The organism is Microbacterium sp. Z12_35 (genome assembly GCF_058310475.1).
In genome coordinates this window covers 1,030,938-1,046,582 of the sequence record NZ_JBZEGJ010000001.1, presented here as the reverse complement: position 1 = coordinate 1,046,582, position 15,645 = coordinate 1,030,938, and the positions used below count along the sequence as shown (strand labels likewise).

At 69.2% G+C, this 15,645-nt stretch carries 14 protein-coding genes; 10 read left to right on the top strand and 4 right to left on the bottom strand.

Annotation, left to right across the window (positions count from 1 at the left end; all coding sequences use genetic code 11):
• Positions 1-10: 10 nt before the first annotated feature.
• A complete protein-coding gene (locus tag AC4FS1_RS05185) occupies positions 11-1,774 on the bottom strand; it encodes a thiamine pyrophosphate-dependent enzyme (RefSeq protein WP_491153191.1) in 1,764 nt (587 codons plus the stop codon).
• A gap of 209 nt (positions 1,775-1,983) precedes the next feature.
• Here AC4FS1_RS05185 and AC4FS1_RS05180 point away from each other — a divergent pair, with 209 nt between their 5' ends.
• The 3 genes from AC4FS1_RS05180 to AC4FS1_RS05170 are packed head-to-tail and all read left to right on the top strand — an operon-like array spanning position 1,984 to position 4,491.
• Positions 1,984-2,466, top strand: coding sequence for a pyridoxamine 5'-phosphate oxidase family protein (locus tag AC4FS1_RS05180; RefSeq protein WP_491153190.1), 483 nt, complete (start codon positions 1,984-1,986; stop codon positions 2,464-2,466).
• 26 nt (positions 2,467-2,492) lie between these two features.
• Positions 2,493-3,314, top strand: a complete 822-nt coding sequence (locus AC4FS1_RS05175) for an SDR family NAD(P)-dependent oxidoreductase (protein ID WP_491153189.1) — start codon at positions 2,493-2,495, stop codon at positions 3,312-3,314.
• A gap of 52 nt (positions 3,315-3,366) precedes the next feature.
• Positions 3,367-4,491 carry a PQQ-dependent sugar dehydrogenase gene (locus AC4FS1_RS05170; RefSeq protein ID WP_491153188.1) on the top strand — a complete coding sequence of 375 codons (1,125 nt, stop codon included), beginning with the start codon at positions 3,367-3,369 and terminating at the stop codon, positions 4,489-4,491.
• A 4-nt stretch (positions 4,492-4,495) separates the two neighbouring features.
• On the opposite strand, the gene AC4FS1_RS05165 is transcribed toward AC4FS1_RS05170, so the two are convergent.
• Positions 4,496-5,557 (bottom strand): NAD(P)-dependent alcohol dehydrogenase, encoded by a 1,062-nt coding sequence (locus AC4FS1_RS05165; protein ID WP_491153187.1) that lies wholly within the window; start codon positions 5,555-5,557, stop codon positions 4,496-4,498.
• Positions 5,558-5,671: 114 nt separating this feature from the next.
• On the opposite strand from AC4FS1_RS05165, the gene AC4FS1_RS05160 reads away from it, so the two are divergent.
• From AC4FS1_RS05160 to AC4FS1_RS05140, 5 genes are all read left to right on the top strand, one after another.
• The gene (locus tag AC4FS1_RS05160) at positions 5,672-6,439 is read left to right on the top strand and encodes a histidine phosphatase family protein (RefSeq protein ID WP_491153186.1); all 768 of its coding nucleotides are present in this window, start codon (positions 5,672-5,674) and stop codon (positions 6,437-6,439) included.
• The gene (locus AC4FS1_RS05155) at positions 6,423-7,355 is read left to right on the top strand and encodes an NAD(P)H-hydrate dehydratase (protein WP_491153185.1); all 933 of its coding nucleotides are present in this window, start codon (positions 6,423-6,425) and stop codon (positions 7,353-7,355) included. The genes AC4FS1_RS05160 and AC4FS1_RS05155 overlap by 17 nt, the downstream gene beginning before the upstream one ends.
• Positions 7,356-7,365: 10 nt before the next feature.
• Positions 7,366-9,045: a glucose-6-phosphate isomerase gene (gene pgi, locus AC4FS1_RS05150; RefSeq protein ID WP_491153184.1), complete on the top strand. Its 1,680-nt coding sequence runs from the start codon at positions 7,366-7,368 to the stop codon at positions 9,043-9,045.
• A 51-nt stretch (positions 9,046-9,096) separates the two neighbouring features.
• Complete coding sequence (gene nagB, locus AC4FS1_RS05145) at positions 9,097-9,879, top strand: glucosamine-6-phosphate deaminase (RefSeq protein ID WP_491153183.1); 783 nt, start codon at positions 9,097-9,099, stop codon at positions 9,877-9,879.
• Positions 9,880-10,098: 219 nt separating this feature from the next.
• Positions 10,099-10,977 carry an aggregation-promoting factor C-terminal-like domain-containing protein gene (locus AC4FS1_RS05140; protein WP_491153182.1) on the top strand — a complete coding sequence of 293 codons (879 nt, stop codon included), beginning with the start codon at positions 10,099-10,101 and terminating at the stop codon, positions 10,975-10,977.
• Between the two features lie 78 nt (positions 10,978-11,055).
• Here AC4FS1_RS05140 and AC4FS1_RS05135 read toward each other — a convergent pair whose 3' ends face one another.
• Positions 11,056-11,997 (bottom strand): aldo/keto reductase, encoded by a 942-nt coding sequence (locus tag AC4FS1_RS05135; RefSeq protein ID WP_491153181.1) that lies wholly within the window; start codon positions 11,995-11,997, stop codon positions 11,056-11,058.
• A 69-nt stretch (positions 11,998-12,066) separates the two neighbouring features.
• Positions 12,067-12,465, bottom strand: coding sequence for a TIGR03618 family F420-dependent PPOX class oxidoreductase (locus AC4FS1_RS05130; RefSeq protein WP_491153180.1), 399 nt, complete (start codon positions 12,463-12,465; stop codon positions 12,067-12,069).
• 798 nt (positions 12,466-13,263) lie between these two features.
• On the opposite strand from AC4FS1_RS05130, the gene AC4FS1_RS05125 reads away from it, so the two are divergent.
• Positions 13,264-13,836, top strand: a complete 573-nt coding sequence (locus tag AC4FS1_RS05125) for a PadR family transcriptional regulator (protein WP_491153179.1) — start codon at positions 13,264-13,266, stop codon at positions 13,834-13,836.
• Between the two features lie 20 nt (positions 13,837-13,856).
• On the top strand, positions 13,857-15,611 hold the full coding sequence (locus AC4FS1_RS05120) for an ABC1 kinase family protein (RefSeq protein ID WP_491155642.1): 1,755 nt from the start codon (positions 13,857-13,859) through the stop codon (positions 15,609-15,611).
• Positions 15,612-15,645 lie beyond the last annotated feature (34 nt).

Sequence of the window (15,645 nt, the reverse complement as noted above, 5' to 3'; positions counted from 1 at the left end):
TTCACCCCTCCTAGAGTCCGCGAATGTGTTTGATGTTCGTCTTCGCGGTCTCGATCACCTGGCGGATCCCGCCCGACTGTTCTGCCCCGAGCACGAGTTTCGCCATCGACAGCCCGAACCCGGTGACCTGCTCTGCGGTGATGGTCGCCGGCATCGACAGCGCATCGGGGTCGGTGACGATGTCGACGAGCGCCGGGCCGGCGTGTGCGAGCGCCGTGGCGATCGCCGCATCCAGATCCGCCGGGTCGGTGACCCGCTGGGTGAGGAACCCGAGGGTTCCCGCGAGAGCGGCGAAGTCGACCATGGGCACGTCGACGGCGAAGTCGGGATAGCCGTTCACCAGCATTTCGAGCTTGACCATGCCGAGCGTGGAGTTGTTGAACACGAAGACGTTGATCGGCAGCCGGTAGGCGGCCGCGGTGAGGAGTTCGCCGAGGAGCATCGACAGCCCGCCGTCTCCGGCGATCGCGATCACCTGCCGCTCGGGGTAGGCGAACTGGGCGCCGATCGCCTGCGGCAGCGCGTTGGCCATCGATCCGTGCCGGAACGACGCCAAGAGCCGCCGGTGCGCGGTGGGGGTCACGTAGCGGGCCTGCCACACGTTCCCCATGCCGGTGTCGGCGGTGAAGACGGCGTCGGATGCGGCGGCCCGATCTATCGCGGTCATTGCACGTTCGGGGTGGATCGGCACAGCGGATGAATCGGTGTAGATCGCCACCGCGTCCTTCATCGCCTTCCGGTGGTGTTTCAGGGTGTCATCGAGGAACGCACGGTCGCTGCGGGCGGGCACAAGGCGTTGAAGCGCTTCCAGAGTGAGGCCGACATCCCCGTGGAGAGGGTGCGTCACCGCCGCGCGGCGACCCAGGCGCGTGGCATCCGCGTCGATCTGAGCGATCGTGACCTCGCCCGCATCGGGAAAGAACTGCCCGTACGGAAAGTCGGTGCCCAGCAGCAGCAGAAGGTCGGCATCGTGCATGGCCCGGTCGATTCCGCCGTAGCCCAGGAGGCCCGACATCCCCACGTCGAACGGGTTGTCGTACTGCACCCACTGCTTACCGCGAAGCGTGTGCCCCATCGGTGCCTGCAGATGACCGGCGAAGGACAACAGCTGTTCGCGCGCGTCGCGGGCGCCTTCCCCCGCGAACAGGGCGATCTTCCGGGCCTGACCGATCGCGGCGGCCAGCGCCTCGACGTCTCCCGGGTCGGGCGCGACGCGCCCCAGTCGAACCGGCACGAAGGGCGGAAAGGAGTCGGCGGCCTTCTCGGTCGCGAGATCGCCGGGGAGCACGACCACGGCCACACCCGACCCGCCCGTGGCGTGCCGAAGAGCGGAGTTCACCACGCGGGGGGACTGCTCCGCCGTGGAGATCAGCTCGCAGTAGTTCGCGCACTCGTTGAACAGCCGTTCCGGATGCGTCTCCTGGAAGTAGTCCGAGCCGATCTCCACGGCTGGAATGTGACTGGCGATCGCGAGGACCGGCGCGCCTGACCGGTGGGCGTCGTAGAGGCCGTTGATCAGGTGGAGGTTTCCGGGGCCGCAGCTGCCCGCGCACACCGCAAGTTCACCGGTGAGCTGAGCTTCGGATGCCGCGGCGAAGGCGGCGGCCTCTTCGTGGCGGACGTGGATCCAGTCGATCCCGCCCTTCGCCGATCCGCCCGTGCGGCGCACCGCATCCACGATGGGGTTGAGCGAATCGCCCACGATCCCATAGATGCGCTTCACCCCCGCCTCGATGAGCTGCTGGACGAGCTGTTCGGCGACGTTCTCTGCCACGGCGATCCTTCCCGGCGCACTGCGGCGCGTTGCGGTATCCCTCGAGTCTTCGCACGAGACCGCGCCGCGTCCAGTGGCTTGCCGGGATCGGCGAGCGGGTCTCCTCACCTGGGGCGGATCTGCCGTATGGATCGTCTCGTGTCAACACCTCGTCACGGAGGGTGGTGGCGCGGTTGCATGGAGGCGTCCGTCCGGTGAAAGGAAACTTCATGACCGCCGACACCTCCGAGCTGGCCAAGCTCAACGAACTCCTCAAGAAGTTCCGTTTCGCGATGGTGACCACGCGCACGGCAGAGGGCAAGCTCGTCGCCCACCCCCTGACGGTGCAGGACACCGAGTTCGACGGCGACCTGTGGTTCGTGATCAGCCGCGATGCGTCGGCGGTGGAACACATCCGCCTCGACGCCACGGTCGGCGTCTCCTTCAGCTCCAACGACGCGTGGCTGTCGCTGTCGGGCACCGCGCACGTGGTCGAAGACGCCGCAAAGCTGCGCGAGCAGTGGAACGCCGGCCTCGAGGCCTGGTTCCCGGATGGTCCGGAAGACCCGAACGTGGTGCTCCTGAAGATCGACACGCACAGCGGCGAGTATTGGGACAGCCCCGGCGGCAGAGTCGCCAGCGTCGTTGCCTTCGTCAAGCACAAGGTGACCGGCCAACGTATCGAAGGCGACAACGAGAAGTTCGACCTCTGACAGAGAACCACGTCTAAGGAGGCTTTGTGCCCCGCACCATCGTTCTCACCGGAGCCAGCGACGGCATCGGGGCGGCCGCCGCCCGCCAGTTGCAGGATGCGGGGGAGCAGGTCGTTGTCGTCGGACGCGACCCCGACAAGACCCGCGCCGTGGCCGGCCCGCTCGGTGCGCCGTGGCATGTCGCTGACTACAGCGACCTGGCACAGGTGCGTGACCTCGCAGCGACCCTCCTCGAGACGTATCCGCACATCGACGTCCTGGCGAACAACGCGGGAGGCATCTTCAGCGATCGGGTGGTCACGGTTGACGGCTACGAGAAGACGTTCCAGGTCAACCACCTCGGCGGGTTCCTCCTCACGAACCTCCTCCTGGGCCGGCTCCTGGAGAATTCGGCGTCGGTCATCCAGACCTCCAGCGTTGCCGCACGCCGGCTGGCGAGGCTGGACATCGATGACCTGCAGGCGGAACGCCATTACTCGGCGAGCACCGCCTATGGCAACGCCAAGCTCGCGAACATCCTCTTCACCAAGGAGTTGCAGCGCCGTTACGGCGACGGCGGACTGAATGCCGTGGCCTTCCACCCCGGCGCGATCGCCAGCGGTTTCGCCGCCGCATCCACGGGGCCGTGGCGGTGGTTGTACACGAGTCCGGTCATGCGGCGGTTCCTGACCTCGACCGATGTCGGCGGGTCGCGCCTGACCTGGCTCGCCCTCGGGAAGGCCGGACTCGACTGGCAGCCGGGCCAGTACTACGCGCGCAACCGCGTGGCCCGGACGAGCCCGATGGCGGATGATCCGGCACTGGCGAAGAAGCTGTGGGAGCGCAGCGCGGAGCTTGTAGGTCTGTGAGCGGGGAGAATTGCAGCGGACAGGAGTAACCCGTCGAGGACGTCGTGCGGCAGTGGTCGCGAGTGTGCTTCTGCTTGTCGGATGCTCCGCCGCCGGCCCGAGCGCGCCACCCGTCCCGACAGCGCGGGTCCCAACGGCCGAGCCGCCACCCACGAGCGGGGCGACACCGGCGACCGGAACCGCATCCGCCCACCGCCCGTCCGGGACTCCCACCGCGGCCGCGACCCACCTGGATGCGCCGTGGTCGGTCGTCGTGCTCCCCGACGCAACTCTGCTGATCAGCCAGCGCGACACCGGCACCGTGGTCGAGGTGGACGCCGACGGGCGGACACGGGAACTCGGCACCGTGCCGGATGTGGTGCCCGGTGGCGAGGGCGGCCTGCACGGCATCGCCGTGCGGGAGGATGACGCAGGCACGTGGCTGTACGCCTACCACGGCACGTCCCGCGACAATCGGGTGGTCCGGCTGCCGCTTCGCGGCGCCGCCGGATCCCGCACCCTCGGCGCACCCGAGACCGTGATCGACGGCATCCCGCGCGCGAGCAACCACAACGGCGGGCGCATCGCGTTCGGCCCCGACGGATTCCTGTACGTCACGACCGGGGATGCCGGGCTGCGCGATGCGGCACAGGACGCAGCATCCCTCGCCGGCAAGATCCTCCGCCTGACGCCGGAGGGCGATCCTGCGCCGGAAAACCCGTTCGACTCGTCCGTGTACTCGCTCGGTCACCGTAACGTCCAGGGCATCGCCTGGACGGCCGACGGCGCCATGTGGGCGAGCGAATTCGGGCAGAACACCGTCGACGAGATCAATCGCATCGAACCCGGGGGTAACTACGGCTGGCCCCTGCACGAGGGCATCGCGGCGGATGCAGCGTTCGTCGACCCGATCGCGACCTGGACGCCCTCCGACGCCAGCCCGAGCGGCCTGGCTGCCACCGGCCGAACGCTCTTCGTCGCGGGGCTGCGCGGCGAGCGCGTCTGGATGCTGGATGTCGAGGCCGGCGCACTGTCCGGCGAGCCGACCGCCCTGTGGGCGGGGGAGTACGGGCGAATGCGGGACGCCGTCGTGGCCGGCGGCGAGCTGTGGCTGCTCACCAACAACACCGACGGCCGCGGGTCACCCGGAGCTGACGACGACCGGCTCCTCCGCGTGCCGCTTGCGGAGGAGCCGTAGCGCGTCAGGCGAGGATCGTGCTCTCGTCGAGTTCCCGCAGATCCAGCACGAACCGGTAGTGGACGTCGTTTCGTCCGAGCCGGTCGAGCGCTTGGGCGATTCCGGACGCGGGAACCACCTCCACGTCGGCGACGACACCGTGTTCGGAGCAGAAGTCCAGGAGGTCCTGGGTGTAGCGGTGGCCGCTGCCGCCGGACGAGCTGAGCTTCTTGTGCCCGTAGACGAGATCCACCGTCTGCACCGTGACGGGACCCAGATACCCGAGGGAGAACAGGGTGCCGTCGAGGTCCAGGACGTGCAGATACGGTGCGAGGTCGTGATCGGCGGAGACGGTGTCGAGAATGACGTCGAGCGAGCTCTGCCGCGCGCGCATGGCGTCGGCATCCGTGGATACGACGACGTGCGATGCGCCGAGCGCGAGTGCGTCCTCGGTCTTGCTCGCCGACCTGGTGAACACGGTCACTTCGGCTCCGAGGGCCTTGCCGAGCTTGACCGCGAGGTGGCCGAGGCCGCCAAGCCCCACGACCCCCAGGCGCGTGCCGGGCCCCACCCCGGCGATCCGCAGCGGCTCCCACACGGTGATTCCCGCGCACATGAGCGGCGCAACGGCCGCAGGGTCGAGGTTGTCCGGAAGACGGTAGGCGAAATGCTCGCGAACGACGTACCGAGTGGAGTACGCGCCCGCGGTGATCGTTCCGTCCACGCGGTCGCGTCCGCCGTAGGTGAGCGTGGCAACCTGCTCGCAGAAGTTCTCCTGGCCGGCGCGGCACATGCGGCAGACGCCGCACGAGTCGACGATGTTGCCCACGGCCACGAAGTCGCCGACGCGGAAGTTCGTCACCTCCGGGCCGACGGCGACCACCTCGCCGACGAACTCATGGCCGGGAACGAGCGGGAAGGTCCCGCCCTCGTCTGGGCTCGTGTGCAGCGCGTGGAGATCACTGTGGCAGACGCCGCAGTAGGTGACCGCGACCTCCAGGTCGTCCGGCCGAAGCGCCCGACGCGGGATGGAAACGGGGGTGAGTGGTGCGCCGTACTCGGCGGCTTGCAAGGCGATTGCGTTCATGTCAGCACCTTACCAACTAGTTGGTTGGATTGTCTAGAGGGTCAGGTGGGTCGCCCCGCACGACGCGAGCGCAACCCCCGCGCGACATCCGGGGTGCCCTCCTACGCTGGGCTAATGCCGATGAGAACTCTGTGGCTCGCGCGCCACGGCGAGAGTGTGGGAAATGTCGCTGCGACACGCGCCGAACGGGAGGGTCTCGAGCGCATCCCGCTGGACGTTCGGGACTCCGACGTCCCGCTGTCTGCGACGGGGGAGGATCAGGCGCGTGCGCTCGGCGTGTGGGTGGCAGAGCACCGCGCCGAAATCGCGACCTACTGGGTCTCGCCCTACTTCCGTGCACGCGAGACGCTCGCGATCGCGCTGGGCGACGAGCTCCCGGTCGTCGGCGTCGATGAGCGCCTCCGCGACCGGGAACTCGGCATCCTCGACCTGCTGACGACGAGCGGGGTGGCACACCTGCATCCCGAAGAGGCGCAGCGGCGGCGGCATCTCGGCAAGTACTACCACCGACCGCCCGGCGGGGAGTCGTGGGCCGATGTGGCGCTGCGCCTCAGGTCGTTCCTCGGCGACCTGCTGGCGGGCCCCGATCAGTCGGCGCTCATCGTCGCCCACGACGCGGTCGTGACGCTCATCACGTCGCTCCTCATGAGCATGCAGGAGGAGGAGCTCCTCGCGTTCGCCTCCGCGAACCCTGTCCTGAACGCCTCGGTGACCCGCTTGGATCTGACAGATGCGGGCTGGCAGGTCTCGGCGTTCGCCGACGTGAGCCATCTGCAGGAGGAGGGCGCCGACATCACGGTGCATGAGGGGACACCCGATCTCCAGCCACCGGACGCCGCAGGCGCCCCGCAACCGGGAGGTCCCGATGTCAGAGTCGACTGACACCCGTCGAGCGGACGCGGGCAGCGCCGCCGGCGCGGAAGAGGTCACGCCGGAGCTCCTGGCCCACTGGGGCCTGCCAGACCCGGGAGGTGACAAGAAGTCGCGCGGCGATGTCGTGGTCATCGGGGGTTCCCGGCGGACGCCGGGGGGCGTCATGCTCTCGGCCGAGGCCGCGCTCCGAGTCGGCGCGGGGCGGCTCAGTGTTTTCGCGCCGGGGTCGATCGACGTGCAGCTCGGGGCCGTGCTGCCCGAGGCCGCCATCTATGCCCTGCCCGACGAGGCGACCGACCCGTTCGATGAAACGGCGTCCGGGAATCTCGCCAGTGCCGACGCGGTGCTGGTCGGGCCGGGCTTCGACGATGCCGACGAGACCCGCGACACGCTCCTCGCGGTGGCCGATGCCGGTCCGCAACGCCTCATCCTCGACGCGTACGCCCTCGGCGTGCTCCCGCAGATCGACCGCGCACGTCTTCCGGATGCTCTGGTGCTGACGCCGAATCGGGAGGAGCTCGCGCTCCTTCTCCAGGGGGCGCCTGAGGCCCAGGAGCCAAGCGGCGACCTGGAGTCGGATGTGCGCGAGGTCGCGCGACAGTACCGGGCCATCGTCACGTGCTACGACGCGGTGGCCGGCCCCGACGGTGCCACATGGACGGTCGGCGGTGGTGGTCCCGGACTCGCGACGTCGGGAAGCGGTGATGTGCTCGCCGGCGCGGTCGCCGGATTCGTGGCGCGTGGCACGGATCTGTCCCGCGCTGCAGTCTGGGGCACGTGGGTGCACGGGCGAGCCGGTGATCGACTGACCGACCGTCTCGGGCTGGGCTTCCTGGCTCGCGAACTCGTTGCCGAACTGCCGCTCGCGCTGCGCGAGGTGGAGTTGTTGGGTAATCCGGAGCCGCCGCCCCCCGCGGGTCGCTAGCGTTGACCCTGTGACCGCTCCTGTCGACCCCACGTCCACATCCGCCTGGAGCGAGCTGACCGCTGCTCGCGACTCCTTCGCTCCTGATCTCCGCCGCTGGTTCGAGAACGATCCCGGCCGCGTCGAGCGGATGACGCACACGCTCGGCGAACTGCACGTCGACCTGTCGAAGAATCTCGTCACCGACGACATCCTCGCCTCGCTCGTGCGCCTCGCGGAGCAGACAGGTGTCGCCGAGCGTTTCGCCGACATGCTGCAGGGCGTGCACCTGAACACCAGCGAGGACCGCGCGGTTCTCCACACGGCGCTCCGCCGCGCCGGCGGGGAGAGTCCCGAGCTGGTCGTGGACGGCCAGAACATCGACGCCGACGTGCACGAGGTGCTCGACCGGCTGTCGGCCTTCGCTGAGCGGGTGCGCTCGGGGGAGTGGCGCGGAGTGACCGGCAAGAAGGTCACGCACGTCGTCAACATCGGCATCGGCGGCTCGGACCTCGGCCCGGTGATGGTCTACGAGGCTCTGAAGCCCTACGCCGACGCCGGTATTCACGCCCGCTTCATCTCGAACATCGACCCGACGGATGCGGCCCAGAAGACCGAGGGCCTCGACCCGGAGACCACACTCTTCATCGTCGCGTCCAAGACCTTCACGACGTTGGAGACCCTCACGAACGCGCGACTCGCGCGCGACTGGCTGTGGGGGCAGTTGGCCGAGCGCGGCGCGATCGACGATTCCGAAGCATCCCGGACTGACGCCGTCGCCCACCACTTCGTCGCCGTCTCGACGGCGCTGGACAAGGTCGCGGAGTTCGGTATCGACCCGGCCAACGCCTTCGGGTTCTGGGACTGGGTCGGCGGTCGGTACTCCGTCGACTCGGCGATCGGGCTGTCGCTGGCGATCGCGCTGGGGCCCGACACCTTCCGCGAGCTGCTCGCGGGATTCCGCACTGTGGACGAGCACGTCGCATCCACCCCTCTCGCGCAGAACGTGCCGATCCTCATGGGTCTGCTGAACGTCTGGTACACGAATTTCCTCGGCGCGCAGTCGCACGCGGTGCTGCCGTACGCGCAGCAGCTGCACCGATTCGCGGCGTACCTGCAGCAGCTGACGATGGAGTCGAACGGCAAGTCGGTGCGCTGGGACGGGACGCCGGTCGTCACGGACACCGGAGAAGTCTTCTGGGGGGAGCCCGGCACCAACGGGCAGCACGCGTTCTACCAGCTGATCCACCAGGGCACGCGCCTCATCCCGGCCGATTTCATCGCGTTCGCGAACCCCGCCTACCCGCTGGAGGATGACGGGCGCGACGTACACGGGTTGTTCCTGGCGAACTTCCTGGCGCAGACGAAGGCTCTGGCGTTCGGGAAGACCGCGGAGGAGGTCGAGGCCGAGGGGACGACCGGTGCGCTGGTGGCGGCGCGCACGTTCCCCGGCAACCGGCCGACGACGTCGATCTTCGGTCCGGCGCTGACGCCGGGGGTGCTGGGGCAGCTCATCGCGCTGTACGAGCACATCGTGTTCACACAGGGCACGATCTGGGGCATCAACTCGTTCGACCAGTGGGGCGTGGAGCTCGGCAAGCAGCTGGCCCTCCAGATCGCGCCGGCTCTCGAGGGCGATGCGGCCGCGCTCGAGGCGCAGGATGCTTCGACGAAGGCGCTGCTCGCGTACTACCGGTCTCAGCGGCCCTGATCCGCACCGCGCGCTTGATCGCCGGGCCGCGGGTCGGGATAGCGTGGAGGCATGGAGGTCGTCATCCTCGCGACACCGGCCGAGGTCGGTGAGCTTGCCGCCCGGAAGGTCGCAGCCGTTCTGAAGGGCGCCGATCCTGGTGTTCTGGGTCTTGCCACAGGGTCGTCGCCGTTGGCGATCTATGCCGCGCTTGCGCGCATGGTGGAGGACGGCCAGCTGGATCTGTCGCGGGTGCGCGGCTTCGCGCTCGACGAGTACCTCGGCATCCCGGCCGACCACCCCGAGAGCTACCTCTCGGTGATCCGCCGGGTGGTCGTCGCGCCGCTCGGCATGGATCCAGCGCTCGTGCAGGTGCCCGACGGCCGTGCGACCGACCTGGTGGCCGCGTGCCGCAGCTACGAGGAGGACATCCTGGCCGCGGGCGGGGTGGACGTGCAGATCCTCGGGATCGGCGCGAATGGGCACATCGGATTCAACGAACCGACGTCGTCGTTCGCTTCTCGCACACGCATCAAGACGCTCGCGCCGCAGACCCGTCGCGACAACGGCCGGTTCTTCGATCACCCCGACGATGTGCCGACGCACTGTCTCACGCAGGGGCTCGGCACCATCCTGGAGGCAAGGCACCTCGTGCTGGCCGCTCAGGGCGATGCGAAGGCGGAGGCGATCCGGCTCGCGGTGGAGGGGCCTCTGTCGAGCATGTGCCCGGCGTCGGCCCTCCAGTTGCACCCGAACGCGACCGTCATCGTCGACGAAGCGGCGGCGAGCAGGCTGCAGCTGCAGGACTACTACCGCTACACCTACGCTCACAAGCCCGACTGGCAGCGTTACTGACGTCGCCTACCCGGGCCGCTGCCGCGAACGGACCCTCGGTCTCGCGGAGGCTGCCGTCCCGGTTGTGACGCCGGGCTCTCACGGTTCGTCCAGGTGGCACGGAGGCTCCCTCCAGGCGTGATGCACCAGACTCGAGGCTTTGTGTCCACCCGATGACACGCCCGCGTTCCCGACGCGAAACCCTTCAAGGAGCCTCGCTTCGCCATGCCCACTCATCACATGACCCCTTCTCTCCGCCGCCGCCGTGTGGCCCTCGCCACCGCCTGCGCAGCCGCTGCGATTGCCTTCATCGGCACGACCGGACTGGCTGCCGTGGCCGCCGAGCCCTCGACCGAGGCGCGCACCGCCGAGAGGGAAACGAACGCCCTCATCGCCGAATCCGTATCTGTGCTGCAGCCGCTCGCCATGAGCACCCGCGACGCTCAGCTCACGCTGGCCGACGCCGAATCGGCACTCGAAAGCGCCTCAGCCGTCACCACGGAGGTCGCTGAGTCCGGGCTCAGTCTGGGGGAGGGCGCCACCTCGGTGGATACCGCCGCCCTCGCCTCGGCAATCGAGCGGCTCTCGGCGGTGCGCGTCGTCCCCGCGCTGCTCTTCCCCGAGGTGGCAGCGGAAGCTGATGCGCAGACGCGCATCGCCCTCGCGGCCACGGCGGAGCTCGACGCAGCCCTGGAGGCAGCGCGCACCCAGAAGGCCGCTGAGGAGGCGGCCGCAGAGGCGCAGCGCCAGGCTGAGGCCGCAGCGGCGGCAGAGGCGCAACGCCAGGCCGAGTTGCGCGCGGCGGCGAACACGCCTGACGGCGCAAGAGCCGTGGCTCAGCAGATGGCCGCCGAGCGATACGGGTGGGGCGGCGATCAGTTCTCGTGCCTGAACTCCCTGTGGCAGAAGGAGTCGAACTGGAACTACCAGGCGTACAACGCCTCGAGTGGGGCCACCGGCATCCCGCAGTCCCTTCCCGGCAGCAAGATGGCCAGCGCGGGCGCGGACTGGCAGACCAATGCCGCCACCCAGATCTCCTGGGGTCTCGATTACATCTCCCGCGCGTACGGAACTCCGTGTGCTGCGTGGGGCAAGTCGCAGTCCGTCAACTGGTACTGAGCTCTGGCGCGTCGACTCGCCGAGAAGCGTTGTGATCCGGCCGGAAAATGGCCGGATGCTGGCGAGTCGACGTGGCAGTCAGGGGGTCCAGGCGGAGACGTCGTTCAAGCGCGCCACCTCGTCGGCTGACAGCGCGACCCGCAGGCTCGCCAACAGGTCGGCGACCTGTTCCGGCTTGGATGCGCTGGCAATGGGCGCGGCGACGGTGGGCTGAGCACGAACCCAGGCGATCGCCGTCGCCGCGATCGACGCGTCGTGGGCGCGGCCGACGTCCTCGAGCGCGTCGATGATCGCAAGCCCCTGGGGTGTGGCATATTTCGCGGCACCCCCGGCGCGCGGCGATCCATCCGCAGCATCCACCGATCGGTACTTCCCGGTCAGGAATCCGCCGGCGAGCGCGGGATACGGCACAAGCGACAGACCGAACTCCTCCGCGATCGGCATGATGTGATCCTCGACGTCATTGCGGTGCACGAGGTTGTAGCGCGGCTGGATGGCGACGGGCAGGGCGCTGCCGGCGGCCTGCGCGAGCGAGATCCAGGACCGGATGCGGTCGGCCGAGTAGTTCGAGACGCCGGTGTAGCGCACCAGGCCATCGGTGACGAGGTCGTTGAACGCCGCGACTGTTTCCTCGAGCGGCGTGTCCGCGTCGTCGAAGTGCGCGTAGTAGAGGTCGATCGTGTCTACTCCGAGGCGCTTCAGTGACGCTTCGGCGCCGGCGCGAACGGTCTTCGGCGAGAGACCCCGGAAGTCCGGGTGGCTGCTGACCTTCGTCGCGACGACGAGGTTCTCCGGCCGCCGCGCCGCGAGCCATTGGCCGATGATGGTCTCACTCACGCCGCCGGAGTTGCCCGGGACCCACGCGCTGTAGCCGCCGGCGGTGTCGAGGAAGTTGCCTCCGCCCTCGTGGAATGCGTCGAGGATCGCGAAGGAGGCATCGCGGTCGGCCGTCCACCCGAAGACGTTGCCGCCGAGGGCCAGAGGTGCGATGTCGAGGTCGCTGAAGCCGATGCGGGTCATAGGGGTCCTGTCGATGGTGGCGGCTCCCGGGCGAACGCGACGATGCGCTTCTACCCGTGCACGTGGGGTTTATTCCCCGGTGTAGTCGTGCGCCCAGCAGACGTCCGGCTGCACGAGGAAGACGACCATGCCCGACCGGATGTCGTACGGCCCGCCGGTGTATCGCTCGGCGATCCGGTCGATGATCGGCATCGCCGCATCCCCGTCGATCCTTTCCACCATGCGCCCGCGGACGGTCGCCATGTCGAGCGGGTTCTCTGGGTGGGTGATGGAGAAGGCGATCCGCGGGTCGGCCGCGAGGTTCTTGTCCTTGCGGGAGTCGGCGACGGAGAAGAATGCGACGTGATCGCCCTCGACACCCACCCAGACCGGAACGCTGTGGGGCGATCCGTCCGGCAGCAGGGTCGCCACGTGCGCTACGGCGGTGCGGAGGAAGTACGGGCGGACGTCGTCCCAGGTCTTCGTCATACCCCCAGGCTACGGGGAAGCTCAGTGAGACGGATGCGACGAGGAAAGTCCGTCGGAGCGCACATCCCCTGCGGGGGTGCTCGCGGCGAGCGGCCGCGGCCGGGCGCCTCGCGGCGGCGTGCCCGCCGGCGGCACCCCCGCCGCCTTTCGGGCGTGCGGTTCGGGAGGGGATGTGCGTTGGGGAGGTCGCTTGGGCTGGAATTGTCCCTCCGGAGTGCACATCTCCTCCGGACGTGCTCGCCGAGAGCGGCCGGGTGCGAGGCGCCGAGCGCCTACCGGCCCGACGCCTGCGCCGCCTGCGCCGTGCCGTTGGGGAGGAGATGTGCGTTCGGGAGGTCGCTTCGGCCGGATACGGGCCTCCGAAGTGCACATGTCCTCCCGAGCAGCTCGCCGAGAGCTGTAGGTGCCGTGCCCCGCGGTCGTCTGCGCCGCCCGCGCCGTGCCGTTGGGGAGGAGATGTGCGTTCGGGAGGCGGCTTCGGCCGGATACGGACTCCGGAGTGCACATCTCCTCCGTAGGTGCTCGCCGCGAGCCACCCTCAGCGAGACGTCGATCCGGTGAAGCGAACACCTGAGCCCAACGCCGCACCCCGGCCACCGCACCCCCGCCGCCGCACCCCGGCCGCACCCCGGCCACCGCACCCCGGCCACCGCCGCACCCGGCCACCCGCGCGCAACACCGCAGAGCGCCACAACTCAACCTGGCAGTTCGCCGCGGAACCCCAGCCGACCCCCGTCTAGCGATATATCGTTATGTATCGCCGAGCCCGCGGTGGACGCGGCGCAGAGGAGGTTCATCATGAGCAATTCATTCTTCGGTGATGGGTTCGCCGGACTGGGCAAGGGTGCAGGCTCGGGCTGGCCGAGCGGCGCCGGACTGTGGGATGCGATGGAGCAGCTTCGCGACTCCTTCATGCCCAAGCCCACAACGCGGATGCAGAAGGGCGACGTCCGCTCGGCGGTGCTCTCCCTTCTCGCCGAGCGCCCGATGCACGGGTACCAGATCATCTCGGAGATCGAGGAGCGCAGCGGCGGGACGTGGAAGCCGAGCCCCGGTTCGGTGTACCCGACGCTTCAGCTTCTGGCCGACGAGGGCTTGATCCGCGCCGAGGAGTCGGGCGGCCGCAAGACCTACTCGTTGACCGACGAAGGTGGCGTCGTTGCCGGTGCCGAGAGCGACAAGTCGGCCCCGTGGGAGACGTCCGGCGCTCGCGAAAGCGGACGCCACACGGCGCTCGCCAAGGCCGGGATCGATCTCGCCCAGGCGGCCGCGCAGGTGGGTCGCTCGGGCACTCAGGAGCAGGTCAAGGAAGCAGTCGCTGTGCTGGATGAGGCGCGTCGCAAGATCTTCTCCATCCTCGCGCAGGATTGAGCTTGTCGCACTCCGACGGCGTGCCCGCTGCACGCCGGCGGTCGGGCGACGCGGGAGCCGACGGCTACGCCCTGCGCGCCCGGTACCGCCGCATCACGCGGTTCGCGGCACGGTACCTCGTGCAGTCGTGGTGGTTCGAGCTCTTCCTGCCGCGGATCGGGTTGGCCCGGCTGGCCGCGCGCGGCCGGGCCGCCCGACTCCAGCGCATCGCGCAGCGTTTCCACGTGCTCGCCGTGGACCTCGGTGGGCTGATGATCAAGGTCGGACAGTTCATGTCGTCGCGCCTGGACGTGCTCCCGCCGGAGATCACGAACGAGCTGCAGGGGCTCCAGGATGAGGTCCCGCCCGTGCCCTTCGGCGCGATCCGGGAGTTGGCGGAGGCCGAGCTGGGTGTGACGCTGGATCGGGCGTTCGCGTACGTGGATCCCACCCCGCTGGCCGCAGCATCCCTCGGTCAGGCGCATCGTGCCCGACTCGGAGAAGCGGATGCGGCGGACACCGGGCTCGGCGATGTCGTCCTGAAGATTCAGCGGCCGGGCATCGAACAGGTCATCGACGTGGACTTGCGGGCGCTTCGGCGCGTCGGCCAGTGGCTGATGCGGGTCAAGGTCGTGGCCGATCGCGTCGACGCACCGGCTCTCATCGAGGAGTTCGCCGCGACGAGCTTCGAGGAGATCGACTACGTCCACGAGGCGGTGAACTCGGAGCGGTTCGCGGCCGAGTTCGCCGGCGACGCCCGCGTTGCCGTGCCGGAGGTCGTGTGGGAGCGCACGACGCGACGCGTGTTGACGTTGCAGGACGTGACGGCGATCAAGATCAACGACGTCGACGGGCTGCGCGCGGCAGGCATCGACCCATCGGAGGTCGCCGCGCAGTTCGCCGCGGTGATGTTCGACCAACTGTTCGTGCACGGTTTCTTCCACGCCGACCCTCACCCCGGCAACATCTTCGTCACTCCGCTGCGGCGGGTTCCCGGGACTGTCGACGGGTCAGGCGTCGCATCGCCCGGCCCACCGTGGCGGCTGACGTTCATCGACTTCGGCATGATGGGGGAGGTCCCCGACGGTCTCCGTCGTGGCCTCCGGCGGGTACTCATCGCCGCCGCATCCCGCAACGGCAAAGGCCTGGTCGACGGAATACGCGACGTGGGGATGCTGCTGCCCTCGGCCGACACCGCCGAACTCGAACGCGCGATGGTTCAGCTTTTCGCGCGGTTCGGCGGGATGGGGTTCGCCGAATTGCAGGAGGTGGACCCGCGCGAGTTCCGCGTGTTCGCCGAGGAGTTCGGCGACACCGTTCGCGCGTTGCCGTTCCAGCTCCCCGAGAACTTCCTCCTCGTCATCCGCGCCATGTCACTGACATCGGGGATGTGCAGCTCGCTCGACCCCGCCTTCAACATCTGGGATGCGGTGGAGCCCTACGCCAATCGACTGATCCGCGAAGAGGGCGGCAACGTCGTGCAGGGGTTCGCGCAGGAGGCGGCATCGGTCGCAGGGGTCGTGGCGCGCCTTCCGCGCCGCCTCGACGACGTGGTGACGAGGATCGAAGAAGGGCGACTCACCGCGCAGGCGCCGCGCATCGAGCGGCGACTGCGCGCACTCGAGCGTCTCGGGCGCCGTGTGCTCGCCGCAGTGCTGTTCGCAGGGCTCCTCATCGGCGGCATCCTGCTGCGCCCCGATGAGGCGGTGCTCGGGTCGGTGCTCATGGGCGTGTCCGTCCTGCCCCTGCTCTACGCGCTCCTCGCCGGCTTCGTCGGCCGGCGGCGACTCGACTGACCTCTGCCCGATTGTTCGCCACGGGCGATCCGGC